The sequence below is a fragment of the Pseudoroseicyclus sp. H15 genome, assembly GCF_054353345.1.
The window spans coordinates 666,747-691,206 of the sequence record NZ_JBTHJE010000001.1; the positions used below are offsets into that span (position 1 = coordinate 666,747).

The following is a 24,460-nucleotide window of genomic DNA, read 5'->3' on the forward strand; positions in this document are numbered from 1 at the left end:
TCAGACATCGAGATCGGCCACGAAGATGCCCGCGCCGCCGCCGGTGCAAAGGGCGGCCAGCCGGGCGCCGAGTGCCTTATGGCCGGGATCGGCGGCGTAGGTTGCGAGCGCCGCACGGTCGGCGAAGGTGGCGACGAAGCCGTAGGGATAGCCGGGCGACTTGCCCTCGGCGTCGATATTCGGGCCGTGGCGGAAGCTGTCGAAACCCGGTAGCTTCAGCGCCGCGAGGCCGTCCATCACGGTTTGCAGCTCGACCGGGTCATGGTCGTCCCGCAGGGCCAGAAGCACGACATGCGCGATCACAGCGGGGCCTCGCTGACGCCGATCTCGCCGGTGGACTGGTCAAGGGTGACGGTGACCAGAAGCGGGTCGAAGGCGGTCTCGTCGGCATTGGCGGCGGAGCCCTCGATGGTGAAGGTCAGCCCGGTCGCCGGGTCGTAGGCGGCCTCCAGCGTGGAGAAGTCGAGGTTCGACCAGCCGAAGACGCCGTCGCGCGTGATCAGCCGGCACTGGCGCAGGCCCAGCTCGTCGCGGGGCGGCGAGATGATGGCCAGATGCACCGGCCCGCCGGCGGGCTCGGTGAAGTCGATGAGCGCGACCCGCACCTCGCCGTTGGCGAAGGTGGCGGTGGACTCCGCCCAGGGCTCGACGATGGAATCGATGCCGACGCGCCCGGCGCATGGCTCGGCGCCGAAGGCGAAGGCTGTCTGGGGCAGAAGGGCGAGGGCGGTGAAGAGGGCTGTGGCGCGCATGATGTCTCCGGGGTTTGAAGGCCAGAGGTAAGCGCGGCGGCCGCTCCCGTCAAAGCCGCGTGGGCGGGGAGTCGCGCGGCAGGGGCAGGTCGGCCAGCTCGCGCGGACTCATGCGGGCGATCTGGGGATGGTCGAGCGGGCCGGGGCAGGGGCGCGGCGGCGGCAGGGTGAGGCGCCGGAAGGCGCGCAAAAGGCGGGGCATGGGATGGCTCCTTTCGGGGAGCGTTCTGCCATGCGGCCCTGCGCCGATCATTGCCGGATCGGTGGAGAGGGGTATAGCCTGACTATATGAACCCGCTGAACCGCCTTCCCCTGCAGAGCCTGCGCGCCGTCGAGGCCGTCGCCCGCCTGGGCTCGCTGGCGGCGGCCGCGGAGGAGATGGGCGTGACGCCCGGCGCGGTCAGCCAGCAGGTGATCCGCGCCGAGCGTGTGCTGGGGCTGACGCTCTTCGAGCGGCGACCCGCCGGCATGGTGCCGACAGAGCGGGGCGCGCCGGTCACGGCTCAGCTGCAAAGGGGCTTCGCCGAGCTCTCCGCCGCCGGGGCCAGGGCGCAGCGGGCCGAGGATCATCTCACCGTCTCGGTTGCGCCGGTCTTTGCGGCACGCTGGCTGATCTGGCGGCTGCCCCGCTTCCGGGCGCGGCATCCGGAGCTGCGCATCCGGCTCGATGCCAGCCTGGGGCTGGTCGACCCCAATGCCGGCGAGGCGGATATCTGCCTTCGCAACGGCCCCGGCGGGTATAGCGGAGTGACAGTCGAGCAGCTCTGGCCGCAGGTGATCTTCCCCGTCTGCGCACCCGATCTCGCGGCGCGGCTTCACAGCCATGACGATCTCGCCCGGGTGCCCGTGATCCGCGAAACCGGTGCCAATTTCGGCTGGGAGGACTGGCTGGGGCCGGAGGGGCACGCCGAGATCACGCCCGGCGACGGCCCGTTCTTCAGCGATTCCATGCTCTGCCTGGATGCAGCGATCTCGGGCGAGGGCGTCTTCCTCGCCTTCGAGACGCTGGCGACAGATGCGCTGGAGCGCGGCCATCTGGTTGCGCCATTTGCCGGCCGCCATGCCACCCGCAACCACTACTGGCTGATCACCGCGGCGGACAGGCGCCCCACCCGCGCCGTGCGCGCCTTCGCGGCTTGGCTGAAGGAGGAGGTGGCGGCGGCCGGGCTGGGGAGGACGGCTGGCTAGGCCCGCGCCTCGTCCATCAGGCGGCGCATCTCGGCGATGGCGGGCTGCAGGCCGCGGAAGATGGCCTCGCCGATCAGGAAATGGCCGATGTTGAGCTCGCGCACCTGCGGGATGGCGGCGATGGGGGCGACTGTCTCGTAGGTGATGCCATGGCCGGCATGCACCTCCAGCCCCAGCTCGTCGGCCAGCGCTGCCATCTCGGTGAGGCGGGCAAGCTCGGCGTCGCGCTCTTCGAAGCGGCCCTCGGTGTGCAGGTCGCAATAGGCGCCTGTGTGCAGCTCGACGACGGCGGCGCCGATGCGCGCGGCAGATTCCACCTGCGGGCGGTCGGCGCCGATGAACAGCGAGACGCGGCAGCCGGCTTCGCGCAGCGGCGCGATGAAATGGGCGAGGCGGTTCTCTTCGCGGGCCACGTCCAGCCCGCCCTCGGTCGTCCGCTCCTCGCGCTTCTCGGGCACGAGGCACACGGCATGCGGGCGGTGGCGCAGGGCGATGGCCTGCATCTCCTCTGTCGCTGCCATCTCGAGGTTGAGCGGGCCGTTCAGCGCCGCCATCAGCGCCTCGATATCGGCGTCGGAGATATGGCGCCGGTCTTCGCGCAGATGCGCGGTGATGCCATCGGCCCCCGCCTCTTCGGCCAGACGGGCCGCGCGGGCCGGGTCGGGGTAGGCGCTGCCGCGCGCGTTCCGCACGGTGGCCACATGGTCGATGTTCACGCCGAGCCGCAATGCCGTCATGGCTCTCTCCTTCTTACGGGCTGCCGCTCTTGCCAAGCTGGCTCAGCCGCTCCTTCAGCACCTTCTTGCGGCGGTTCTGATAGGCGCGGATCAGCGGCACGGCGAGGAAATACACCACCGTCGAGGCAATCGCACCCGGTATCACGAAGCCGACGAGATAGGGCAGGAACACATCGTGCCAGAACTCGGCCAGCCGGCCCCATTCCGTCGGCTCCGGCGAGAAGAGCGCCAGAAAGTTGTGCCAGAGGTCTTCGCCCGCGCCGAGGAACTTGGCCCCGAAGCTGTCATGCAGCTCGCTGCGCGGGCGGCGGCCCAGCAGGATATGCCCCGTCTGCAGCGAGATCACCCCGATGGGCACATAGGTGAGCGGGTTGCCGAAGAAGGTGCCCAGCAGCGCCGCCAGCACGTTGCCGCGCATAATGAGGGCGATGAGCCACGCCACCATGAAATGCAGCCCGTAGAACGGGGTCCAGCTGGCGAAGACGCCAGCCCAGAGGCCGCGGGCGATCTTCTCTGGCGTGTCGGGCAGGCGGCGCAGGCGGTGGGCGACATAGTTGAACGCCCGCTTCCAGCCGCCACGGGGCCAGAGCAGTTCTGTCAGCGCCCGGTACCATGGGCGTCTGTCGCGGCGCTTGAAGACCATGAAGCCTGCGCCTCTCCTCTATCTCTCAGCTTTGCCCCTTCAGAGGCTCGTTCGCCCGGCTCGGGTCACGGTAGCGGCGCAGGGCGGCCACGTCGCTTTCTGCCTCAAGCGCCGTCATCACCCGGTGAAGATGCTCCGCGTCCCGCAATTCTACATCGACCAGAAGGCGATAGTAATCGGGCTTGCGATCCTTGAACTCCAGATTGGAGATATTGGCGGATTGCTCGGCGATCAATGTGCACAGCCGCCCGAGGGTGCCGGCATCGTTGACGATGGTGACATCGAGCGTGACATCGTGGATCGCCTTGTGCTGCCCCTCCTGCCAGCGCAGGTCGAGCCAGCGGCCCGGCTGCTCTTCAAATTCCACCAGCGCCGCGCAGTCGATGGCGTGCACGACAACGCCCCGGCCCCGCCAGGTGATGCCGACGATGCGCTCGCCCGGCACCGGCTTGCAGCAGGGCGCGCGGGTATGCGGCTGGTCGGGGGCAAGGCCGACGACGGCTCGGTTCTCGTCGATCTCCTCGCCCGTGGTAGGCGTGAGATCTGGGTAGATCGTGCGCACGATCTGCCGGGCGGAAAGCTCGTTGGAGCCGACGCGCGACAGCAGCTCATCCACGCTCTCGACAGCCAGAGCCTTGGCGGCGGTGCGCAGGGCCTTGTCGGTCGCCTTGCGGCGGTGGTTCTCGAAGGCGACGCGCACCAGCTCTTGCCCCAGGCGGATGAAGCGCTCGCGGTCGACCTCTTTCAGCGCCCGGCGGATGGCCGTCTTGGCGCGGCCGGTCACGGCGATGTCCACCCAGGTGGCCTGCGGCGTCTGCCCCTCGGCGGTGATGATCTCGACCGACTGGCCGTTCTTCAGCCGCGTCCACAGCGGCACGCGCATGCCGTCAACCTTGGCACCCACGCAGGCATGGCCGATGCGGGTGTGGATGGCATAGGCGAAGTCGATGGGCGTGGCATCGCGCGGCAGCTTGATGACCTCGCCCTTGGGCGTGAAGCAGAACACCTGGTCCTGGTACATCTCCAGCTTCACCGCCTCTAGGAAGGCGTCGTGATCTTCCACCTCGTCCATCCGCGCGGTGAGCGAGGAGATCCAGCGCACCGGATCGACGGCGAAGCGGTTCGAGGCGCGCTGGCCGTCGCGATAGGCCCAGTGCGCGGCGACGCCGGCTTCGGCGACCTCGTGCATCTCGCGGGTGCGGATCTGCACCTCCACCCGTTTACCGTCGCGGCCCGAGACGGTGGTGTGGATCGAGCGGTAGCCGTTCGATTTGGGCTGGCTGATGTAATCCTTGAAGCGGCCCGGCACGCTTTTCCACCGCTGGTGGATGGCGCCGAGGGCGCGGTAGCAATCGGCCTCGTTCTCGGTGATGGCGCGGAAGCCGTAGATGTCGCTGAGACGCGAGAAGCCCTGATCCTTCGCCTGCATCTTGCGCCAGATCGAATAGGGCATCTTGGCGCGGCCGGTCACCTCGGCGGGAATGCCGGCGGCCTTCAGCTCTTTGCGCATGTCGGCGGTGATGCGCTTGATCACGTCGCCGCTGTCGCGCCGCAGCCGGGCGAAGTGGCGGATGATCGAGGTGCGGGCCTTGGGGTTGATGACCTTGAAGGACAGGTCCTCAAGCTCTTCGCGCATCCACTGCATGCCCATGCGGCCGGCGAGGGGCGCGAAGATCTCCATCGTCTCGCGCGCCTTCTGCTGCTGCTTCTCGGGCGACATCGAGCCGATGGTGCGCATGTTGTGCAGCCGGTCGGCCAGCTTCACCAGCGTCACCCGCAGGTCGCGGCTGGTGGCCATGAAGAGCTTGCGGAAGTTCTCGGCCTGCTGGGTTTGCGCAGACGAGAGCTGCAGGTTGGTCAGCTTGGTGACGCCATCCACCAGCTCGGCCACCTCGCGCCCGAAGCGCCGCTCGATCTCGCTGAACGAGGTTCTGGTGTCCTCGATCGTGTCGTGCAGCAGGGCGGTGATGAGGGTGGAATCATCGAGCCGCTGCTCGGCCAGAATGGCGGCGACGGCGATGGGATGGGTGAAATAGGGCTCGCCCGAGCGGCGCAGCTGCCCCTCATGCTTGTGCCGGCCATAGGCAAAGGCGGCGCGCAGCTTCGCTTCGTCGGTCTTGGGGTTGTAGCCGCGCACGACGGCGAACAGCGCCTCGCCCGCCGCGGCGACCGGGTCGTCCTTCGGCACGGGGTGCTCTGCTGTGGGCGGCGGGTCGACCGGGGCCAGCGGCGCGGCAGGCTCTGCCGCGTCGGCGCGCTCGACCTTCACGCCGCGCGCGGCGCGCGGGCGCGCCGGCTTGGCAGGGGTGCGCTCCGGCGAATTGCTTCCGGTGCTCACCCCATGATCGGCCATGTCTGGCGGTGCCTCCGGCTCAGCGCTGACGCTGGACTTCCATGAGTTCGCGCAGCAGGCGCTCTTCGCTCATGTCGTCGCGCGCCGGCTTGTCGACCTCGGCCTCCATGAGGCGGGCCATGGAATCTTCTTCAGGACGGTCGACCTCGATCTGCGTCTGGTGCGATTCGATCATGCGCTCGCGCAGATCCTCGGCACCTTGCGTCTCTTCGGCGATCTCGCGCAGGGCGACGACGGGGTTCTTGTCGTTGTCGCGCGGCACAGTCGGCGGGCCGCCCGCAGTGATTTCGCGGGCGCGGTGCGCGGCGAGCATCACCAGCTCGAAACGGTTCGGAACCTTGTCAACGCAGTCTTCGACGGTCACGCGGGCCATGAATGATCCTTGTCTGCTGTCGGCGCCGCCCAGGCGGCGGCCGGTTGCATCGTCGGCGGAGTGGCACACCTTTCGGCGTATCGCCCTGGCGATCCAGGCGCGCTGCGCCCAAAGCCTGCCCCGCTTTGAAAGGCCCCGTCTACGCTGCATGGAAGGGATTGACAAGTGCTGCGCCGAGGTTTCCGGGCCCCGGCCGTGCCTTGGGCCCCTAGTCCACTTGGCCCTCCAGCGGGGTGAGGGCGGCGACGTTGGCCCCGGGCAGCTCCGCCAGCATCTCGGCAGCGGTCAGCCCCGTCACCGGGTGGCGCCACTCGGGCGCAACCTCTGTCAGGGGCAGCAAAACGAAGGCCCTGTCGGCCATGCGGGGATGCGGCAGGACAAGCCTGTCCGGCGCCTCCACCCGCTGCCGCTCCTCCGGCAGCGTCACCCAGGCGGCCCAGCCCTCCCGGTCGGGGCGCACGGCTGCCCCCGCCGCGATGAGATCGAGATCCAGCGTGCGCGGCCCCCATCTAGTCTGCCGCTCCCTCCCGGCCTCGGCCTCGATGGCATGCAGCTGCGAGAGAATCGCCTCGGGCTCGGCATCCCAGCGCACGACGCAGACGGCATTCACGAAATCTGGCCCGATTCCCGCGGGGTAAGCCGCAGACCGGTAGGTGCGACTGATGCGCACAGGGGCCCCCGCCGCCGCCTCGATGGCCCGCGAGGCCCAATGCAACGTGGCGTTTCGGGAAAGTGACGCCCCGTCGAGGTTTGAACCCAGGGCGATAACCACCAAGTGGCCTGACGTGTCTTGTCGATGTGCTTGCGGCATGACACGTTTCTCTTACATTAGCGTGCCCCGCGCCAGCCACTCACACCACTCACGGCGCGGGACAATGGAAGGTCGTTTTAATGTTTTATCGTGACGAGCGCCTCGCGCTCTTCATCGATGGCTCGAACCTTTATGCCGCTGCGAAATCGCTGGGGTTCGACATCGATTACAAGCTGCTTCGGCAGGAATTCATGCGACGGGGCAAGCTCCTGCGTGCATTCTACTATACGGCGCTGCTCGAGAATGACGAATATTCGCCTATTCGGCCCCTGGTGGACTGGTTGCATTACAACGGTTTCACCATGGTGACCAAACCGGCGAAGGAATACACCGACAGCCAGGGCCGCCGTAAGGTCAAGGGCAACATGGATATCGAACTCACCGTCGATGCCATGGAGCTTGCCCCGCATGTCGACCATATCGTGCTCTTCTCCGGCGACGGCGATTTCCGCCCGCTGGTCGAGGCATTGCAGCGCAAGGGCGTGCGCGTCTCTGTGGTCTCGACCATCCGCTCGCAGCCCCCGATGGTGGCCGACGAGCTGCGCCGCCAGGCCGATAATTTCATCGAGCTGGAAGAGCTGAAAGAGGCCATCGGCCGCCCGCCGCGCGAGCGCGTGCCGCAGCGCGACGATGAAGAGGCGGTGCCGGGCGAATGACCCACCCGCTCCTGCAGCCCGGCGATGCAGAGGCTTACCGCCGCGACGGTGCGATCGTCGTGCGGGGCCTCTTCGCCGACTGGCAGGAGGAGCTGGCCGAGGGCGTGGCCGCCAACATGGCCGCGCCCGGCCCCTATGCGGCGGAGAACCTCAAGCCCGGCGAGCCGGGCCGGTTTTTCGACGATTACTGCAACTGGCAGCGCATCCCCGCCTTCGAGCGCGTGATCCTTGGCTCTGACGCCGCGCCCGTGGCGGCGGAGCTGATGGGCTCTGAGACAGTGCAGGTGTTTCACGACCATGTGCTGGTGAAAGAGCCGGGCACGCCGAAGGCCACGCCCTGGCATCAGGACGGGCCCTATTACTTCGTCGAAGGCAGCCAGACGATCAGCTTCTGGTCGCCGCTCGACCCTGTGCGCGAGAACACGCTGCGCATCGTCGCCGGCTCTCACCTGTGGGAGAAGCCGGTGCTGCCCAAGCGCTGGCTGGCCGATACCTCTTTCTACCCCGACCCCTCCGCCTACATGCCCGTGCCCGACCCGGATGCCGAAGGCATGGAGGTGCTGGAGTGGCAGCTGGAGCCGGGCGATGCTGTGGCCTTCGACTTTCGCGCCCTGCACGGCGCCCGCGGCAATGAGACCACGCAGCGCCGCCGCGCCTTCTCGCTGCGGCTGGTGGGCGACGATGCCCGCTATGTCGAGCGCCCCGGCCGCACCTCGCCGCCCTTCCCGGGGCACGGCATGCAGCCCGGCCAGCGGCTGCGCGAGGATTGGTTTCCGGTGATCTGGCCCCGCTAGGGCGCCTGTTTCCTTTTCGAAGGCCCCCCCGGATGCCATTTGCCTTCCGCCGCCCCGGCGCTGGCCGCCCGCTCATGCCTGCGTGAAGCTCCGGGGTCTCGACGGCGGCGCCCGCATCGCCTACCTCTGAGCCATGACCAAGCCGCCCCTCACGCTTCACCTCGCCGCCCCGCGCGGCTTCTGTGCCGGTGTCGACCGCGCCATCAAGATTGTCGAGATGGCGCTCGAGAAATGGGGCGCCCCCGTCTACGTGCGCCACGAGATCGTCCATAACAAATATGTGGTGGACGACCTGCGCGCCAAAGGCGCCGTCTTCGTCGAAGAGCTCGAGGAATGCCCCGGCGACCGCCCGGTGATCTTCTCCGCCCATGGCGTGCCGAAAGCGGTGCCCCGCGCGGCCGAAGAGCGGCAGATGATCTACGTGGATGCGACCTGCCCGCTCGTCAGCAAGGTGCATATCGAAGCCGCCCGCCACGCCGAGAACGGCCTGCAGATGATCATGATCGGCCACGCCGGCCATCCGGAGACCATCGGCACCATGGGCCAGCTCCCCGACGGCGAAGTGCTGCTGGTGGAAACGCCCGAGGATGTGGCCACCGTTGAGGTGCGCGACCCCGAGCGGCTCGCCTTTGTCACCCAGACGACCCTCTCCATCGATGACACGGCAGATATCGTGGCCGCCCTGCGCGCGCGCTTCCCGGCCATCATCGGGCCGCACAAGGAAGACATCTGCTACGCCACCACCAACCGTCAGGGCGCCGTGAAGGAAATGGCGCCCGATTGCGATGCGCTTCTCGTGGTGGGGGCGCCGAACAGCTCCAATTCCAAGCGGCTGGTCGAGGTGGCCCGCAAGGCCGGCTGCTCCTACGCCCAGCTCGTGCAGCGCGCCGCGGATATCGACTGGCGCGCGCTGGAGGGCATCCGCTCGATAGGCATCACCGCCGGCGCCTCGGCGCCCGAGGTGTTGATCGACGAGGTGATCGAAGCCTTCCGCGGCCGCTACGACGTGACTGTGAACCCGGTCGTCACCGCCGAGGAGCATGTGGAGTTCAAGGTGCCGCGGGTCCTCCGCGAGCCCGCCTGAGGGAGCGCGCCGATGGGCCCGGAATTTCTGCTGACGGCATTCGTCATCTGCCTCAGCCCCGGCATCGGGGTGATCTACACCTTGGGCGCCGCGCTTGCCGGCGGCGTGCGGGCGGGGGCCTGGGCGGCCGTTGGCTGCACGCTGGCGACGGTGGTGCACCTCGCCGTGGCGGCGGCGGGGCTGGCGGCGATCCTCCATTCCTCCGCCGTGCTGTTTCAGACGCTTAAGTTCGCCGGTGTCGCCTATCTGCTCTGGATGGCCTGGGGCGTACTGCGCGAGACGGGCTCGCTCTCGATCCGCCCGGGCGAGCCGGCGCCGCCGTCGCGGCTGGTCTGGCGCGGCATCCTCTTGAACATCCTCAACCCCAAGCTGCCGCTGTTCTTTCTCGCCTTCCTGCCGCAGTTCCTCTCGCCCGAAGCTGGGCTGGCGGAAGTGGCCGAGCTGGGCTTCGCCTTCTCGGCGATCACTTTCGGCACCTTCCTGCTCTACGCCGGGCTCGCCGCCTCTGGCCGCCACCTGATCCTCGGCTCCGAGCGGGCAATGGCGTGGATGCGCCGCGCCTTCGCCGCGAGCTTCGCCGGGCTCGGCCTCAAGCTGGCGCTGGAGCGGGCGTGACGGCAGCTGAGCATGCGGCGGCCCCCGATGCGGGGACCATCGCCTATTACGACAGCCACAGCGCCGATTACGCGGCCCTCCGCGCCGCGGATCTGCCGAGCAAGCACTTGGCCGCCTTCACCGAGCGCCTGCCCCCCGGCGCCGCGGTGCTCGATCTCGGCTGCGGCAGCGGCGCTTCGGCGGCGGCCCTGATTGCCCAGGGCTTCGCCGTCACCGGCATCGACGCCTCCGCCGGCCTCTTGGCCGAGGCGCGGGCCGCCGCGCCGGGCGCCACCTTCCGCCAGGCGAGCTTCGCCGAGCTGGACGAGGTAGCGGCCTATGACGGCATCTGGGCCAATTTCTCGCTGCTTCACGCCGCTCGCAATGCGCTGCCCGGCCATCTCGCCGCCGTCGCCCGGGCGCTCCGCCCCGGCGGGCTGCTGCATCTGGGGATGATGACAGGCGAGGGCGACCGCCGCGACGGGCTCGGCCGGCACTACAGCTATTACGCGCCGGAGGAGTTGCGGGCCCTGCTCGCCGCCGCCGGCTTTCACGAGCTCTCGGCCACCGAAGGCCGGGGGCGCAGCACGGCGGGTGACGAGATCGGCTGGATCGTCCTCCTCGCCCAGAGGGGAGAGCCGCATGGCTGACTACTTCGCCTATACCGATGGCGCCTGCTCGGGCAATCCCGGCCCCGGAGGCTGGGGCGCCCTGCTCATGGCCCGCGAGGGCGGCAAAGAACTCAAGCGCCGCGAGCTGAGTGGCGGCGCCGCGCAGACCACCAACAACCAGATGGAGCTGATGGCCGCCATCTCGGCGCTGGAAGCTCTCGGCCGGGCCACGAAGATCACGCTGGTGACCGACAGCAGCTACGTCAAAGACGGGTTGACCAAGTGGATCCACGGCTGGAAGCGCAACGGTTGGAGGACCGCCGCCAAGAAAGACGTCAAGAACGCCGAGCTCTGGCAGCGCCTCGACGCCGCCGCCGCCCGCCACGACGTGACGTGGGAATGGGTGAAGGGCCATGCCGGCCATCCCGAGAACGAGCGCGCCGACGAGCTCGCCCGCCTCGCCATGGCTCCCTACAAGGCGAAACGCCGGGCCTGAGCGCCCCTCTTCCCCTCGCTTTTCTCAAAATATCCCGGGGGGCCGAAGGCGGGGGCAGCGCCCCCTCCGCCCTCTCAGCTCGCGGTGGCGCCCGCCCCAAGGAACCGCACCTCGAACAGCCCGAAGCCGCCCCGCACCAGTCCCAGAGCCCGGATATGCTCCGGCGCCTCGGGCAAGCGCAGCACGTCGGCGGCAGAGGGGGCGCTGTGGTAGATGGCGCTGGTGCCGGGTAGCCGGGCAAAGCGCCAGACCGGCCGGGCCCGGGCCTGCACGGGCGAGTTGGCGCGCACGTAAGAGGCGATGATGTCGCGCAGGCCCATCTGGCTTTCGGCCAGCTGCCGGCCGCGCCGCACCATCGAATAGCCGGCGCTGCCGCCGAGCCGGTAGGAATTCGTCGCCACCACCAGCCGCGTCTCTTCGGTCACCAGCGAGCCGTCGGCGAGGCGTATGTCGCTGACCCTGTGGGCGGTGGGCGTGAGAAGCGCGCCTGATGCATCGCACAGGCGGGGCCGCGTCGGGTCGATCTCGTAGGTCAGCCCGTCGAGCACGTCGAAGAGGTAGGGCGGGCATTCGGGGTCGACCAGCGGCTGGTCGGCGACGCCCGCCCTGATCTGCGCGAAGATCGAGGCCGTGCGCTCCAGCCAGCTGTTCACCTCGGCCCCGGTCAGCTCAACCAGCACCATGCGGTTGGGGTAGCTGTAAAGCTCGGCGGCGTGGCGCAGCGCCAGCGGCCCTTCTGGGATATCGACGTAGTTGCCCGGCCCCTTGTGCCCGCCAGAGCGGACGGGCGCATGGGCGCAGATGATCGGCAGGCCCTCTTCAGGCCGGCCATGCAGCAGCCGGCGCGCCTCGGCCCGCATGGCATCCGCCGCGAGGCTGAGGCAGGGGTCGGGCGCGGCCATGGAGAAGTAGGATTGCAGCCGCCCCGTCAGATGTCCGATGGGGCGGCGGACCTCCTTTTGAGTGGCCTCATGTGCCGGGCGGGCCAGATCGACGATGCCGGCGTCCGGCTCGGGCAGCCGGCCATCCACCCCGCGCAGCGGGAAGAGGCGCGAGCTGTTCCGCACGGCGCTCCATTTTCCGTCGCGCAGCACGACGGCGAGGTCGATCACCGCCAGATGCGAGCCATAGGCCCCCGGCATCGCCGCCGGGCGGCCGTGGATGGTGCCCGCGTCATGATCCACCGGGCCAACATGCGGCCCGCCGGCCATCGGGAACACCCGGTGCGTATGGCCGCAGATCAGCGCGTCGATCCCCTCCTGCGCCGCCAGCGGCACAGAGGCATTCTCGCGCCCCGGCTCGTATTCGGCGCTGCCGATGCCGGAATGGCTGAGCGCCAGCACGATATCGGCGCCCTCGGCCTTCAGCCGGGGCAGATGCGCCTGCGCGGCTTCGACGATGTCGCGTGTGGTGACGGCGCTGCCCAGATGGGGGCCGTCCCACAGCGTGATCTGCGGCGGCGCGAAGCCGATGATACCCAGCTTGATCCTGTTCGGTTTGCCGGCACCTGTGACGATGTCGCGCTCGATCACCGTATAGGGCGGCATGAAGGGCGCATCTTCCGTCGCCCGGTTGCCGCGCCGGCGCACGACATTGGCGCAGACCACCGGAAATTCCGCCTCCGACAGCGCGGCCTCCAGAAAGCGCAGCCCGTAGTTGAACTCGTGGTTGCCAAGGCCGACCGCGTCGTAGCCCAGCTGGTTCATCGCGGCGATCATCGGGTTGGGCATCGGGTGGCCCGCCTCGGCCAGCTCGGCCAGCAGGTCGGACATCGGGTTGCCCTGCAGGAAATCACCGTTGTCGAAGAGAAAGGCGTTGGGAGCGCCGGCCCGCGCACGCCGGATCAGCTCGGCGCAGCGGGCCAGGCCAATGGGAGGGTCTTCACTGTCGGTGAAGTAATCCCACGGCAGCAAAGACATATGCAGGTCTGTGGTGGCCAGGATACGCAGGTGAGCCGTATCGCCACCTGATCTTATGTCAAAACTACGCTGCGGCATGACCGCCCAAATTGAACCACCCCACGACCGTTACATGCAATCGGGGTGCTTGTCTCGTCAGCTTTGACCGAACCGGCGCCGAGACGTGGCGTTTGGGTTCGCGGGGCGGGGTGCGCGTGCCGCTTCCCCCCGCCGGGCGGGCGTGGCAGGAAGGCGGCGTGAGATTAGCCGAGACAGTCACCTTCGGCGGCTCCGGGCTGGACCGGGCCGCGCATCTGCGCAGCGATGCCGCCGCGCAGGCTGCCCTTTGGGCAGAGCCTGGCGCGCGGGTGCTGCCCCTCTGGCGCGGCAAGGTGCTGGCGGAGGAGGGGCGTCTGCTGATGCTGCCGCCCTCCGACGTGCTCGAGACGGGCGAGCGCCTGTTCCTGGGTCGCGACGAGGCCGGCGCGCCGCTCTTCGCTGCTCAGCTCGTTGATTGGCCCGGGGCAGAGGCACCGGCGCCCGGCTTCTTCGATGACAGCGCGCAGAGCCACCCGGGCCTGCCCGGCGCATTCGCCGAGCTTCGCCGCATCATGCCCGGCCTCTCACCGCGAGAGGCAGAGCTGGCCGCGACGGCCCGGGCGCTGTTCGAATGGCACCGCATCCACGGCTTCTGCGCCCGCTGCGGCGCCAAGAGCGACATGGAGTCAGCGGGCTGGCAGCGGCGCTGCCCCTCCTGCGGCGCGCCCCATTTCCCGCGGACCGATCCGGTGGTCATCATGCTGGTGACGCATGGCAATTCCGTGCTCCTCGGCCGCTCACCCGCCTGGCCGGAGGGCATGTTCTCGCTGCTGGCCGGCTTCGTCGAGCCGGGCGAGGGGATAGAGGCCGCGGTGCGCCGCGAGGTCTGGGAAGAGGCCGGCGTGCGCGTCGGCCCGGTGCGCTATCTCTCCAGCCAGCCCTGGCCCTTCCCGGCCTCGCTGATGATGGGCTGCATCGGAGAGGCGACGAGCACCGAGATCAACGTCGACCCGGTGGAGATCGAAGAGGCGCTCTGGGTCAGCCGCGAGCGGGTGGCGGAGATCTTCGCGGCCCGTGACCCCCAGATCCGCCCGCCGCGCGAGGGGGCGATCGCGCAATTCCTGCTCTGGAACTGGCTGGGCGACCGGCTGGCCTGAGCGCCGCCCGATTGACGCAGCACGATTGACGGGGCCGCCGCCAGCCGCCATCAACAGCCCGATCTGCAGCAAGGAGCTCCCATGGATCTGTCCGCCGAAGCCGATGTCGCCGCCCCCATCGACTGGACGTTCGAGCGCTTCGCCGATTTTCAGGGCTTCGAGCGGGCAGCCGCCAAGCGCGGCGCCACCATCGCCCGCAAAGAGCCCGGCGCCTCCGCCGGCCCCGGAACGGCGTGGGACATTCGCTTCAACTTCCGCGGCCGTGAGCGGCATCTTGAGCCGGTGGTCACCGAATGGGCGCCGCCTGGCGGCTATGCGCTCGTCTCCGACAGCCAGGGCCTGCTGTTGACGGTACGTGTCACCCTCGCGGCCCTCGGGCCGGAGCGTACGCGCGCGCGGCTGGAGATCGAGATGGCGGCGAAGGGCATGGGCGGCAAGCTGCTGCTGCAATCGCTGAAGCTCGGGCGGGGCAAGCTGGCGGCCAGCCTGCGCGACCGCCTGACGGGCTATTGCGGCGAGCTTTCGGCGAAATACGCCGGCTAATCCGGCACGTTGTCGATGCCCGAGCCGCCCAGCGGATGGCAGCGGGCAAGGCGCCGCAGCGTCAGCCATCCGCCCTTGATGCCACCGTGCTTTTCCAGCGCTTCCAGCGCATAGGCCGAGCAGGTGGGCTGAAAGCGGCAGCCATGCCCCACCCAGGGCGAGCCGACCATGCGGTAGGCCCGCACCGGCAACGACAGGGCATAGGCGAGGGGGGTCATGTGCGGGCGCCGTGCAGCTCGGTCAGGGCGCGGGCGAGATCGTCCTTCATCAGGGCGAAGTCGCGGCTGGCGGTCGAGCCGTTCTTGCCGATCAGCACGTAATCCCAGCCGGGTTGGCCATGCGTTGGCAATACGGCGCGGGCCACCTCGCGCAGGCGGCGCTTGGCGCGGTTGCGCGCCACGGCATTGCCGACCTTCTTCGAGCAGGTGTAGCCGACGCGCACGCCAGTGGCCGGCTCATCGGGCCGGCGCTCGCGTGCTTGCAGCACGAAACCGCGCGAGAAGGCTCTTCCCCCTCGCGCGGCGGCTAGAAAATCGGCACGGTTCTTGAGGGTCGCAGCCTTGGCTACCTGCCCCTCGGCCAAAATCAGGCCGACAGAACCTTGCGGCCGCGGGCGCGGCGCGCGTTCAGGATCTTGCGACCGGCTTTGGTGGCCATGCGGGCGCGAAAGCCGTGGCGCGCCTTGCGGACGCGGTTGGAAGGTTGGAACGTGCGTTTCATCGCGGCTCTCCGTCTCGGGGCCCCCAATGGCGGAGGCTCAACTCAGGCCACACCGCACCGCCTTCGGCGGCCCCGGGGCCCGTTCATTCGAAGCCCGGCACTTAAGGGGTGATGGCATGTCTGTCAACGCCAGAAGGGCGCGGGCATCGCGGGCTTAGGCCCGAATTGGCGGATGAAAACAAGGGCGGCGCGCTGCCCGAGCGCCGGTTTCTACAGGACCGCGAGATTTCTTTGTCGTGCGGCCTTCCAGGGCAGCGAATCGGGGCGCGCCGGGAGTGCCGTGACGGCGCGCGATGAAAGGCCTTTCCCTTCCGCCCGCACCAGTCAAACTGGTGCCATGGCAGAACGCGACCCCGAAGACGGCGAAGAGACCAAGGGCAGCGGGCGCCTCGCCCGGCTGAGGCTGCTGCTGCCCGCCGGGATTGGCGGTGTAGCGATCTGGGGCGCCTGGGCCTTGGGCGAATACCTCAGCTTCGACACGCTCGCCGGCAACCGCGAGGCGCTGATGGCCTTCCGTGATACGCATTACCTGTGGGCCGTGCTTGCCTTCATGGGCGCCTATATGACTGTCGTGGCGCTGTCATTGCCGGGGGCGACGATCTTCACGCTCACCGGCGGCTTCCTCTTCGGCACGTTCCCGGGCGTTGTCTTCAACGTTCTGGCCTCCGGCACCGGCGCCTGCCTGATCTTCATGGCCGCACGCTGGGGGCTGGGCGAGCGGCTGGCGAGGCGGCTGGAGGGTGGTGAAAAGACACGGAAGCTGAAGGAGGGCATCGACGCCAACATGTGGCCGATGCTCTTTCTCATCCGCCTGATCCCCGTAGTTCCGTTCTTCGCGGCCAATCTCATCCCCGCTTTGCTGGCGGTGCCCCTTTCGGCCTTCGCGGTGACCACCTATCTGGGAATCATCCCCGGGGCGCTTGTCTACACCTCTGTCGGCGCGGGCCTTGGAGAGGTGTTTGCCACCGGTGGCACGCCGGATTTCAGCCTGCTGCGCGAGCCTCGGGTGTTCCTGCCATTCCTCGGGCTGGCGCTGCTCGCCGCGCTGCCGCTGTTCAGAAAGTACGTATTCGCCAGATGGACAAGCTGACCTTCGATCTCTGCGTCATCGGTGCCGGTTCTGCCGGCCTCACCCTCGCTTCCGGCGCTGCCCAGATGGGTGTGCGCACCGTGCTCATCGAGGGCGGCGAGATGGGGGGCGATTGCCTGAACTACGGCTGCGTGCCGTCGAAGGCGCTCATCAAAGCGGCGGCCGAGCGGCAGGCCGGGGCAGATGTCTCCTACCAGGCGGCACTGGCCCGCGTGAGCAGTGCCATCGGCGCCATCGCGCCCCATGACAGCCAGGAGCGGTTCGAGGGCCTCGGGGTTACGGTGCTGCGGGGCTGGGCCCGCTTCACCAGCCGCGAGGAGGTGCAGGTCGAGGGCGAGGGCGGCCCCTGGCGCATCCGCGCCCGCCGCTTCGCCGTCGCCACCGGCTCGTCCCCTGCCGTGCCGCCCATCGAGGGGCTGGCGGATGTGCCCTATCTCACCAACGAGAGCCTCTTCGCCCGCGAGCGCCTGGCCGACGCGGCACTGCCCGGTCATCTGATCATCCTCGGCGGCGGCCCTATCGGGATGGAGATGGCGCAGGCGCACCGGCGCCTCGGCAGCGAGGTGACGGTGATCGAGGCCGGCACGCCGCTGGCCCGCGAAGAGCCGGAGCTGCGCGACGTGGTGCTGGCCGCGCTGGAGCGCGAGGGCGTGACCTTCCGCACCGGCGAGAAGGCGGCGCGCGTGCGCCAGGATGGCGAGACCATCGTGGTGGAGACCGACAAGGGCGAGGTGCGCGGCACGCATCTGCTCGTCGCCACCGGCCGCAAGCCCAACCTTGCTAGGCTTGATCTGGAGAAGGCGGGCGTCGAGGTCACGAAGGCCGGCATCACCGTCGATGACAGCCTGCGCTCGGTCACGCACCGCCGCCTCTTCGCCCTCGGCGACGTCGCGGGGCGAGGCCAGTTCACCCATCTGGCCGGCTACCACGGCGTCACCGCCCTGCGTAACATCGCCTTCGGCCTGCCCGCCAAGGCGACTGCGCCCATCCCCCGCGCCACCTACACCGCCCCCGAGCTCGCCCATGTCGGGCTGACTGAGGACGATGCGCGGAAAAAGTACGGCAAGAGCCTCACCGTTCTGACCCTGCCCTTCGAGCGCAACGACCGTGCCCAGGCCGAGCGTGACACTGAGGGGCTCATCAAGCTGATGGTGGCGAAGGGGCGCCCCGTGGGCGCGGGCATCGTCGGGCCCGGGGCGGGCGACCAGATCGGCTATTGGCAGTTCGCCATCGGCCAGAAGATGAAGCTTTCGGCCGTGGCCGGCACCGTGATGCCCTATCCGACGCGCTCGGAAATTCACAAATCCGTGGCCGGCAGCTACTTTAGCCCCAAATTGTTCGAGAGTGGTTTTGTGAAACGCGCGGTGGGCGCCATTCAGCGCCTGACGCCCTGATCGGGAGGGGCCATGCTGAGAACGCTGTCAGGCCGGTTCCTCGTCCTGACCGTCATCTTCGTCATGCTGGCGGAGGTGCTGATCTTCGTGCCGTCCGTCGCCCGCTTTCGCGAGGATTACCTCAACGAGCGCCTGGCCCGCTCGCAGATTGCCTCGCTGGCGCTGCTGGCGGACGATATGGTCACGCCTGAGCTCGAGGCAGAGCTGCTGGAAAACGCCGGCGTCTTCAACGTCGTGCTCCGGCGCGACGAGGTGCGCCAGCTCGCGCTCTCCTCCCCCATCCCGCAGCCGATCTACGCCACATATGACATGCGCAATGCCGCAGCCCCGGCGCTGATCACCGATGCGCTGGCGGTGCTCTTCGACCATGAGGACCGGATCATCCGGGTCATGGGCAACCCTGTGCAGGACGGCGGCTTGCTCATCGAGGTAACCATGGCGACCGGCCCCCTCAGGGCGGCCATGTACGAATACGGCTTCCGCGTGCTGTTCCTCTCGGCTGTCATCTCTATCCTCACCGCGACGCTGCTGTTCATGGCCGTGCGCGCCTTGCTGCTGCGCCCCATCGCCGGGGTGGTGAGCGCCATGCAGAACTATGCCGCGGCGCCCGAGGATGCCCGCTCGATCATCAAGCCCTCGGCCCGGGTGACCGAGCTGCGCGAGGCCGAGGAGGCGCTGCGCACCATGCAGACGCAGCTGACCGGCGCGCTGAAGCAGAAGGAACGTCTCGCCCAGCTCGGCGGCGCCGTGGCGCGCGTCAGCCACGACCTGCGCAACATCCTCACCTCCGCCCAGCTTTTCGCCGACCGCATCGAGGGTTCGGACGACCCGCTCGTGAAGCGGCTCATCCCCAAGCTGCTCGGCTCGATCTCGCGGGCCATCAGCCTGGCGGAATCGACCCTCGCTTTCGGCCGCGCGGAAGAGCCGCCGCCGACGCTCGCCCGCGTGCAGATCGCGGGGCTGATCGGCGATGTCATCGACAGCGAGCGGCTGGCTGCGGGGGCCGACGAAATCTCCTTCGGCGAGGACATCCCCGCCGGCCTGACGCTGCGGGCCGATTCCGAGCAGATCTACCGCGTGGTTTCGAACCTCGTGCGCAACGCCCGCCAGGCCATCGTCGCCACCGGCAAGCCCGGCGAGATCTGCGTGCGCGCCTGGGAGGATGACAGCGCCTGGTGGATCTCTGTCAGTGACACCGGGCCGGGCCTGCCGCCGAAAGCGCGCGAGCACCTCTTCCAGCCCTTCCAGGGCGCGGTGAAGAAGGGCGGCTCCGGCCTTGGCCTTGCCATCGCAGCCGAGCTGGTGCGCGGCCACGGCGGCCGGCTCGACCTGCGGGGCAGCGGGCCGGAGGGTACGGAGTTCGCGATATGGCTGCCGAAGTCCGAGGCCGTCATGCAGGCGGCGGAGTGACGCGAAGGCGAGAGGCAGACTTCTGGCATTGCCCCTTGCAATGCCCCCGCAGCCCCGTTACATCGCCGGCACTCTCGCGCGCTGGTAGCTCAGTTGGATAGAGTACTTGACTACGAATCAAGGGGTCGGGGGTTCGAATCCTCCCCAGCGCGCCACTTCCACCTCCCCGTAGGAATACAGCTGACGCTTGAGTGGCGACTTTAGCGCTTGGGTGGTGCCTTTCTTAGGTCGCAGGCGCCTTCAAAGCGCTGGCGACAGATTGCGTTGCCATTTCGGCTGACGCAAACGGGCCCCGCACTGCACGTCGGGTGGCCGGGCGATGACGCCCCGACCCTCAGAGTATAACTGGATCTGACAGATCAGACCGAGGCCGCAGCCAACGTCATTCCCGCAGCCAAAGCTGCATGGCGTTCGGCCCGCGATTGCACCAGGCATAGTAGGGCACGGCGGCCAGTACCGTTGGGAGACGCTCAGGAGGCGTCGTGCGGTAGAGGGCGGACTCCCAGCCCTTGGCCTGCTCCGCTTCGCCAGAGGCCTCAAGAAGAGTGATGCCGCCGAGCAGGCGCTTTTCGTGCCGTGCCGTCAGCGGCGTCTCCCGGGGGAGGCTCAGACGGTTCACCGGCTCGGCGTTGTCATGCTGCTCGCAGCAATAGACGAGGGGGCCGCGGCGCAGAGCCACGCGGCCCGCGTCGGCGCGGACATCGGGATGGGCGTAGAGCCGCTCGGGCATCATCGGCAGGTCGAGCTCCACCTTGTCGCCGGCGGCCCAGCTTCGGGTGATCTTGAGGTAGCCGCGCTCGGTTTTCATCTCCACGGATGCCCCGTTCAGGCGGGCGGAGGCGCCCTGGCACCAGAAGGGGATCCTGAGTGAGAGCGTAAACTCGCCCGCCCCCTCCTGCTCCACCTCGATCTGCACCTTGCCATCCCAGGGGTAGTTCGAGGTCTCGCGCAGGGTCACCTCGCCGCCCGCCACCGGCAAGGTGGTCGTGGCGCCGCCGTAAAGATGGATGGCGATCTCCCTCTCCGCCAGCCCGTAGAAATAGCCCGCGACAGAGGCGACCAGGCGGGAGACGTTCATCGTGCAGCAGGGGCAGCGGTGCCAGGCCCAGCGGTGGTGCGAGCCGTCGCTTTCCAGCTTATTGTCGTAGAAGTAGTGCTCGCCGTCGAGGCTCAGCCCGGCCAGCGCGTTGTTGTAGAGCGCCAGCTCCAGCATGTCGGCGTAGTGGCCGTCGAGATCGAGGTTCAGCATCCGCGCCGCCCAGAACACCATGGCGACCGAGGCGCAGGTTTCGGCATAGGCGGTGTCGTTGGGCAGATCGTAGTCCTTGGTGAAGCCCTCGTTGCGGTCAGAGGGGCCAAAGCCGCCGGTGACGTACATCCGCTTCTCGGTGACATCCTTCCACAGCGCCTCGCAGGCGGCCTTCAGGCTGTCGTCGCCATGTTCGGCCGCGAGGTCGGCCATGGCCGTGTACATGTACATCGCGCGCACCGCGTGACCGACGACCTTCGTCTGCTGGCGCACCGGCAGATGGGCCTGGCCGTATTCATACATGCCTGATTTCGCGAAGAAGTAATCCTGAGGGCGGTCGCCCCGGGCCTTCGCTTCGATGTCGAAGTAATGCTCCACCCCGTCGGTATTGCCGCGCTCGTCGATAAAGTAGGTGGCGAGGTCGAGGAACTTCTGCTTGCCGGTGGCATGCCAGGCGCGCACCAGGGCCAGCTCGATCTCCTGATGGCCGGGGTAGCCACGCTTCTGCCCGTCGCCGGTGCCGAAGACACTGGCGATATGGTCGATGTAGCGTTCCATGATGCCCAGCATCCGGCCCTTGCCGGTGGCGTGGTAATAGGCCACCGCCCCTTCAAGAAGGTGGCCGGCGTTGTACATCTCATGGTTGTCGCGCAGGTTCGTCCAGCGGTTCTCGGGCTCGCGCTCTGTGTAGAAGCAGTTGAGGTAGCCATCCGGCTGCTGTGCGGCTTCCAGATCGTCGATCATCGCCTCGATCTCGGCCTCGACGCTCTCGTCGCGCCGGTGCGAGAGGGCGTAGGCCGCCGCCTCTATCCATTTGCCGATGTCGCTGTCCCAGAAGTACTGCACCGTGAACCCGCCCTGCTGCCGGGGGATGGTGAGCGGCGGAACGGGCTTCGGCAGTTTGATCGAGCCGCGGATGTCCGATTCCTCCAGCTTTTTCAGCTGGCTGGGGATGGTGCGCGTGAGAACGGTTTCGAGCCGTTCGCGCCAGAAGTCGCCGGTGATCGTGACGTCGGAAAACGGGACAGAGGAATAGGTACGCATGGGTGGCGGCCTTCTTTCAATGCGGGTGGATCAGAGCGCCACGCCAGTGTCGGGATCGAAGAGGTGGATATCTTCAGGCGCGATCGAGAGCGGCAGCGTCTCGCCGGCGCGGTAGCGTCCGCGGCCCTGCTCGACCACCATCAGCTCGGGCTGCGAGGCGGTCGTCGTGTAGGTGAGAGAGCCGGTGGATTCCACGATGCGGATCGGCGCCTCGAACTGGGCGCCGTCGGGGCCGATGCGCAGGTGCTCGGGGCGGAGACCAGTTGTCACCTTGCTACTGGCGGTCACCTCGCGTGCAAGCGGCAAGACCGGTGCCCCGGGCAGCTCCAGGCTGACGGAGCGACCATCCGCGCCCACGGTGCCATCCACGAAGTTCATCGCGGGCGAGCCGATGAAGCCGGCGACGAACTTGTTTGCCGGCTTGTCGTAAAGGTCGAGCGGTGCGCCCTGCTGCTCGATCACGCCGCCCTTCATGACGACGACGTGGTCGGCCATCGTCATCGCCTCGACCTGATCGTGGGTGACATAAACAGAGGTGGCGCCGAGCCGGTCGTGCAGCGCCCGGATCTCCATGCGCATGTGCACGCGCAGCGCGGCGTCGAGGTTCGACAGGGGTTCATCGAAGAGGAACGCCTTGGGGTCGCGGATGATCGCGCGGCCCATAGCGACCCGCTGGCGCTGACCGCCTGAAAGCTCTCGGGGATAACGCTCAAGGAGGTTGTCGAGGCCGATCACGGCGGCGACCTCGTCGGCCTTTTTGCGCGCTTCCTCCTTGCCGAAGCCCTTGAACCGCAGGGAATAGGTGAGATTTCCCAGCACGTTCATGTGCGGGTAAAGCGCGTAGGACTGGAAGACCATCGCCACATCGCGCTTGCGCGGGGGCGTGTTGTTGAGCGTCTCACCGGCGATCTGCAGGGTGCCCGAGGTGATGGTCTCCAGCCCCGCAATGCAGCGCAGCAGTGTGGACTTGCCGCAGCCGGAGGGGCCGACGAGGGCGGTGAAGGCGCCCTTGGGGATCGTCAGGTTGATGTCCTTCAGCGCATGGAAGGCGCCGTAGTGCTTGTCGAGATTGGCGATGTCGATCTGTGGCGTCATTTCAGTGCACCGGAAGTCAGGCCGGCGACGATCCGGCGTTGCAGGATGACGAAGATCGCCACGATGGGGGTCACGTAGATCGCGGCATAGGCCATGATCCCGTTCCAGTCGGTGGAGTTGGGGCCGAGAAAGCCCGACAGCCCCACCGAGGCCGGCTGGTAAGCGCGGGTGGTGATGATCGACTTCGAGTAGATGTATTCGCCGAAGGCCTGCATGAAGGTCAGGATGGCGAGCACGAGGATGCCGTTCCGCGCCAGCGGCAGAACAATGAAGAAGAAGGCCCCCCAGCGGGAGTTGCCGTCGACCAGGGCCGCCTCCTCCAGCTCTCGCGGCACGTTCATGAAGGTCGCGCGGACGAGGACGATGTAGAAGGGCATCGCCTTGCCCGATGCGGCCAGGATCACGGCGGTGCGCGGGTAGTCGAGCAGGCCGAGCTGGTTGAAGCCGACATAGAGCGGCGTGATCATCACCGAGGCCGGCAGCACCTGCAGCATCAGGATGCAGAAGAGGCCCACGTCGATCCAGGCGCTGCGGTAGCGGGCGAGCACATAGGCGCAGCCGGTGCCGAGCAGCACGGTCAGCGCCGTGACCCCGGTGCCGATGACCAGCGAGTTCCACAGGAACAGCGCCATCGTCCGCCGCTCCCAGGTTTCGGGGTAGATCGACAGGTTCGCGTCGCGCGGCCAGAAGGTTGGCGGGCTTGCGAAGATCTCCGACTGGCCCTTCAGGCTGGTCACGTACATCCAGTAAAGCGGGAACAGGTAGATCGCCGCCATCACCAGCGCGAGGGCCAGCAGCAGGCGGGGCATGGGGGCTGTCCGTCTCATCCGCGCACCTCGTGACGGGTCGAGCGGACATAGACGATCGAGGCGACGAGCACGAAGACCAGCATCATCACCGACACCGTCGCGCCCTTGGCGAAATCGAACAGCTGGAACGACCATTGCCAGGCCCAGAACTGCGCCACGTTAGAGCTGTTGGCCGGCCCGCCTTCGGTAATGGCGGGGAAGAGGTCGAATTGCTGCAGCGTGTAGATCAGCCCCAACGCCAGCACGGCCCCGATGGTGGAGCGCATCATCGGCAGGGTGATCGTGGTGAACCGCGCCCAGCCGCCGGCGCCATCAAGCTCGGCCGCCTCGTAAAGGTCACGCGGAATGGCGGCGAGGCCGACCGAGAGCAGCATCATGTTGAAGGCGAGGCCGAGCCAGATATTGGCGATGGTCACCGCCCAGATCGAGAGCCGCGGGTCGGACTTCCAGAACATCGTCTCGTCGATCACGCCGATCCCCTTGAGGATCGCGTTGAGCACGCCGAAATCCCCGGCGAGGATCCAGCCCCAGAGGGCGCCGACGACGAGCCCGGGCATCACCCAGGAGACGAGAAAGACGCCGCGGATCGTGGCGGCGAAGGGAAACTTGGCCATGAAGAAGAGCGCGAGGGCGAAGCCGAAGGCGAACTGGCCCGTGATAGAGCCGAAGACGAAGAACGCGGTGTTCTTCATGATCAGCCCGAACTCCGGCTGGCTCAGCACCTCGCGGTAATTGTCTAGCCCTGCCCAGGGCCGCGAGAAGGTGTTCAGGTTGAACATGTCGACCTGCTGAAAGCTCATCAGCACGTTGTAGACGAGCGGCATGCCGGCGATGGCCAGAAGGAAGATCATGGTCACGCCGACCAGCAGGATGTCGAACCCCTTGCCGTCAGTGATGCTCGATAGAATGCGGCGCATGGC

The 24,460-nt window shown here is 68.1% G+C and carries 28 protein-coding genes and 1 tRNA gene; 13 read left to right on the forward strand and 16 right to left on the reverse strand.

Translation table 11 applies throughout. The features are described 5' to 3' along the window. The 3 genes from ACXN5S_RS03160 to ACXN5S_RS03170 are packed head-to-tail and all read right to left on the reverse strand — an operon-like array spanning position 1 to position 954. Positions 1-303 carry a Dabb family protein gene (locus ACXN5S_RS03160; protein ID WP_458603930.1) on the reverse strand — a complete coding sequence of 101 codons (303 nt, stop codon included), beginning with the start codon at positions 301-303 and terminating at the stop codon, positions 1-3. Continuing rightward, positions 300-752 carry a hypothetical protein gene (locus tag ACXN5S_RS03165; protein ID WP_458603931.1) on the reverse strand — a complete coding sequence of 151 codons (453 nt, stop codon included), beginning with the start codon at positions 750-752 and terminating at the stop codon, positions 300-302. The genes ACXN5S_RS03160 and ACXN5S_RS03165 overlap by 4 nt, the downstream gene beginning before the upstream one ends. A gap of 49 nt (positions 753-801) precedes the next feature. Further along, the gene (locus ACXN5S_RS03170) at positions 802-954 is read right to left on the reverse strand and encodes a hypothetical protein (protein WP_458603932.1); all 153 of its coding nucleotides are present in this window, start codon (positions 952-954) and stop codon (positions 802-804) included. An 86-nt stretch (positions 955-1,040) separates the two neighbouring features. Between ACXN5S_RS03170 and ACXN5S_RS03175 the strand changes: the two genes are divergently transcribed. Then, positions 1,041-1,940, forward strand: a complete 900-nt coding sequence (locus tag ACXN5S_RS03175) for a LysR substrate-binding domain-containing protein (RefSeq protein WP_458603933.1) — start codon at positions 1,041-1,043, stop codon at positions 1,938-1,940. Here the strand turns inward: ACXN5S_RS03175 and ACXN5S_RS03180 are convergent. From ACXN5S_RS03180 to folK, 5 genes are all read right to left on the reverse strand, one after another. Further along, positions 1,937-2,677 (reverse strand): pyridoxine 5'-phosphate synthase, encoded by a 741-nt coding sequence (locus tag ACXN5S_RS03180; RefSeq protein ID WP_458603934.1) that lies wholly within the window; start codon positions 2,675-2,677, stop codon positions 1,937-1,939. The two genes, ACXN5S_RS03175 and ACXN5S_RS03180, sit on opposite strands and share 4 nt — an antisense overlap. A 13-nt stretch (positions 2,678-2,690) precedes the next feature. Beyond that, entirely contained in the window at positions 2,691-3,320 is a 630-nt protein-coding gene (locus ACXN5S_RS03185; protein WP_458603935.1) for a DUF2062 domain-containing protein, read from the reverse strand. Positions 3,321-3,345: 25 nt separating this feature from the next. Continuing rightward, positions 3,346-5,673: a RelA/SpoT family protein gene (locus tag ACXN5S_RS03190; protein WP_458603936.1), complete on the reverse strand. Its 2,328-nt coding sequence runs from the start codon at positions 5,671-5,673 to the stop codon at positions 3,346-3,348. Positions 5,674-5,692: 19 nt separating this feature from the next. Further along, positions 5,693-6,046 carry a DNA-directed RNA polymerase subunit omega gene (gene rpoZ, locus ACXN5S_RS03195; protein WP_458603937.1) on the reverse strand — a complete coding sequence of 118 codons (354 nt, stop codon included), beginning with the start codon at positions 6,044-6,046 and terminating at the stop codon, positions 5,693-5,695. Positions 6,047-6,254: 208 nt separating this feature from the next. Beyond that, on the reverse strand, positions 6,255-6,857 hold the full coding sequence (gene folK, locus ACXN5S_RS03200) for a 2-amino-4-hydroxy-6-hydroxymethyldihydropteridine diphosphokinase (RefSeq protein WP_458603938.1): 603 nt from the start codon (positions 6,855-6,857) through the stop codon (positions 6,255-6,257). Positions 6,858-6,937: 80 nt separating this feature from the next. Between folK and ACXN5S_RS03205 the strand changes: the two genes are divergently transcribed. The 6 genes from ACXN5S_RS03205 to rnhA all read left to right on the forward strand — a co-directional run bounded on the left by ACXN5S_RS03205 (position 6,938) and on the right by rnhA (position 11,092). Further along, positions 6,938-7,513: a LabA-like NYN domain-containing protein gene (locus tag ACXN5S_RS03205; RefSeq protein ID WP_458603939.1), complete on the forward strand. Its 576-nt coding sequence runs from the start codon at positions 6,938-6,940 to the stop codon at positions 7,511-7,513. Continuing rightward, positions 7,510-8,307 carry a phytanoyl-CoA dioxygenase family protein gene (locus tag ACXN5S_RS03210; protein WP_458603940.1) on the forward strand — a complete coding sequence of 266 codons (798 nt, stop codon included), beginning with the start codon at positions 7,510-7,512 and terminating at the stop codon, positions 8,305-8,307. The genes ACXN5S_RS03205 and ACXN5S_RS03210 overlap by 4 nt, the downstream gene beginning before the upstream one ends. Positions 8,308-8,440: 133 nt before the next feature. Beyond that, entirely contained in the window at positions 8,441-9,391 is a 951-nt protein-coding gene (gene ispH / locus ACXN5S_RS03215; RefSeq protein ID WP_458603941.1) for a 4-hydroxy-3-methylbut-2-enyl diphosphate reductase, read from the forward strand. 12 nt (positions 9,392-9,403) lie between these two features. Then, positions 9,404-10,006 (forward strand): LysE family translocator, encoded by a 603-nt coding sequence (locus tag ACXN5S_RS03220; protein WP_458603942.1) that lies wholly within the window; start codon positions 9,404-9,406, stop codon positions 10,004-10,006. Continuing rightward, positions 10,003-10,635, forward strand: coding sequence for a class I SAM-dependent DNA methyltransferase (locus ACXN5S_RS03225; RefSeq protein ID WP_458603943.1), 633 nt, complete (start codon positions 10,003-10,005; stop codon positions 10,633-10,635). The genes ACXN5S_RS03220 and ACXN5S_RS03225 overlap by 4 nt, the downstream gene beginning before the upstream one ends. After that, on the forward strand, positions 10,628-11,092 hold the full coding sequence (rnhA, locus tag ACXN5S_RS03230; protein WP_458603944.1) for a ribonuclease HI: 465 nt from the start codon (positions 10,628-10,630) through the stop codon (positions 11,090-11,092). Before ACXN5S_RS03225 ends, rnhA begins: the two co-directional genes overlap by 8 nt. Positions 11,093-11,166: 74 nt before the next feature. Here the strand turns inward: rnhA and ACXN5S_RS03235 are convergent, their stop codons facing one another. Further along, positions 11,167-13,089 carry a bifunctional 2',3'-cyclic-nucleotide 2'-phosphodiesterase/3'-nucleotidase gene (locus ACXN5S_RS03235; RefSeq protein WP_458603945.1) on the reverse strand — a complete coding sequence of 641 codons (1,923 nt, stop codon included), beginning with the start codon at positions 13,087-13,089 and terminating at the stop codon, positions 11,167-11,169. 158 nt (positions 13,090-13,247) lie between these two features. On the opposite strand from ACXN5S_RS03235, the gene nudC reads away from it, so the two are divergent. Continuing rightward, positions 13,248-14,186 carry an NAD(+) diphosphatase gene (gene nudC / locus ACXN5S_RS03240; RefSeq protein ID WP_458603946.1) on the forward strand — a complete coding sequence of 313 codons (939 nt, stop codon included), beginning with the start codon at positions 13,248-13,250 and terminating at the stop codon, positions 14,184-14,186. An 81-nt stretch (positions 14,187-14,267) separates the two neighbouring features. Next, positions 14,268-14,729 carry an SRPBCC family protein gene (locus ACXN5S_RS03245; RefSeq protein ID WP_458603947.1) on the forward strand — a complete coding sequence of 154 codons (462 nt, stop codon included), beginning with the start codon at positions 14,268-14,270 and terminating at the stop codon, positions 14,727-14,729. On the opposite strand, the gene yidD is transcribed toward ACXN5S_RS03245, so the two are convergent. From yidD to rpmH, 3 genes are read right to left on the reverse strand one after another with little or no spacing between them, the layout of a single operon-like run. Next, on the reverse strand, positions 14,726-14,947 hold the full coding sequence (gene yidD / locus ACXN5S_RS03250; RefSeq protein WP_458603948.1) for a membrane protein insertion efficiency factor YidD: 222 nt from the start codon (positions 14,945-14,947) through the stop codon (positions 14,726-14,728). The two genes, ACXN5S_RS03245 and yidD, sit on opposite strands and share 4 nt — an antisense overlap. Continuing rightward, a complete protein-coding gene (gene rnpA / locus ACXN5S_RS03255) occupies positions 14,944-15,312 on the reverse strand; it encodes a ribonuclease P protein component (RefSeq protein WP_458603949.1) in 369 nt (122 codons plus the stop codon). The genes yidD and rnpA overlap by 4 nt, the downstream gene beginning before the upstream one ends. 2 nt (positions 15,313-15,314) lie before the next feature. Then, positions 15,315-15,449, reverse strand: coding sequence for a 50S ribosomal protein L34 (gene rpmH, locus ACXN5S_RS03260; RefSeq protein WP_013385276.1), 135 nt, complete (start codon positions 15,447-15,449; stop codon positions 15,315-15,317). 337 nt (positions 15,450-15,786) lie between these two features. Between rpmH and ACXN5S_RS03265 the strand changes: the two genes are divergently transcribed. The 4 genes from ACXN5S_RS03265 to ACXN5S_RS03280 all read left to right on the forward strand — a co-directional run bounded on the left by ACXN5S_RS03265 (position 15,787) and on the right by ACXN5S_RS03280 (position 19,498). Further along, the gene (locus ACXN5S_RS03265) at positions 15,787-16,539 is read left to right on the forward strand and encodes a TVP38/TMEM64 family protein (RefSeq protein WP_458603950.1); all 753 of its coding nucleotides are present in this window, start codon (positions 15,787-15,789) and stop codon (positions 16,537-16,539) included. Beyond that, the gene (locus ACXN5S_RS03270) at positions 16,527-17,933 is read left to right on the forward strand and encodes a dihydrolipoyl dehydrogenase family protein (RefSeq protein WP_458603951.1); all 1,407 of its coding nucleotides are present in this window, start codon (positions 16,527-16,529) and stop codon (positions 17,931-17,933) included. Before ACXN5S_RS03265 ends, ACXN5S_RS03270 begins: the two co-directional genes overlap by 13 nt. 12 nt (positions 17,934-17,945) lie before the next feature. Continuing rightward, the gene (locus ACXN5S_RS03275) at positions 17,946-19,343 is read left to right on the forward strand and encodes a sensor histidine kinase (protein ID WP_458603952.1); all 1,398 of its coding nucleotides are present in this window, start codon (positions 17,946-17,948) and stop codon (positions 19,341-19,343) included. Positions 19,344-19,421: 78 nt separating this feature from the next. Further along, a tRNA-Arg gene (locus ACXN5S_RS03280) sits at positions 19,422-19,498 on the forward strand. Positions 19,499-19,725: 227 nt separating this feature from the next. Here ACXN5S_RS03280 and ACXN5S_RS03285 read toward each other — a convergent pair. Genes ACXN5S_RS03285 through ACXN5S_RS03300 form a run of 4 tightly spaced genes read right to left on the reverse strand, consistent with a single transcriptional unit; the run spans position 19,726 to position 24,457 of the window. Beyond that, complete coding sequence (locus ACXN5S_RS03285; RefSeq protein ID WP_458603953.1) at positions 19,726-21,636, reverse strand: glycoside hydrolase family 127 protein; 1,911 nt, start codon at positions 21,634-21,636, stop codon at positions 19,726-19,728. Between the two features lie 30 nt (positions 21,637-21,666). Then, positions 21,667-22,731: an ABC transporter ATP-binding protein gene (locus ACXN5S_RS03290; protein WP_458603954.1), complete on the reverse strand. Its 1,065-nt coding sequence runs from the start codon at positions 22,729-22,731 to the stop codon at positions 21,667-21,669. Then, positions 22,728-23,540 (reverse strand): carbohydrate ABC transporter permease, encoded by an 813-nt coding sequence (locus ACXN5S_RS03295; protein ID WP_458603955.1) that lies wholly within the window; start codon positions 23,538-23,540, stop codon positions 22,728-22,730. The genes ACXN5S_RS03290 and ACXN5S_RS03295 overlap by 4 nt, the downstream gene beginning before the upstream one ends. Before the next feature lie 14 nt (positions 23,541-23,554). After that, positions 23,555-24,457 (reverse strand): carbohydrate ABC transporter permease, encoded by a 903-nt coding sequence (locus tag ACXN5S_RS03300; RefSeq protein ID WP_458603956.1) that lies wholly within the window; start codon positions 24,455-24,457, stop codon positions 23,555-23,557. Positions 24,458-24,460: the final 3 nt, after the last annotated feature.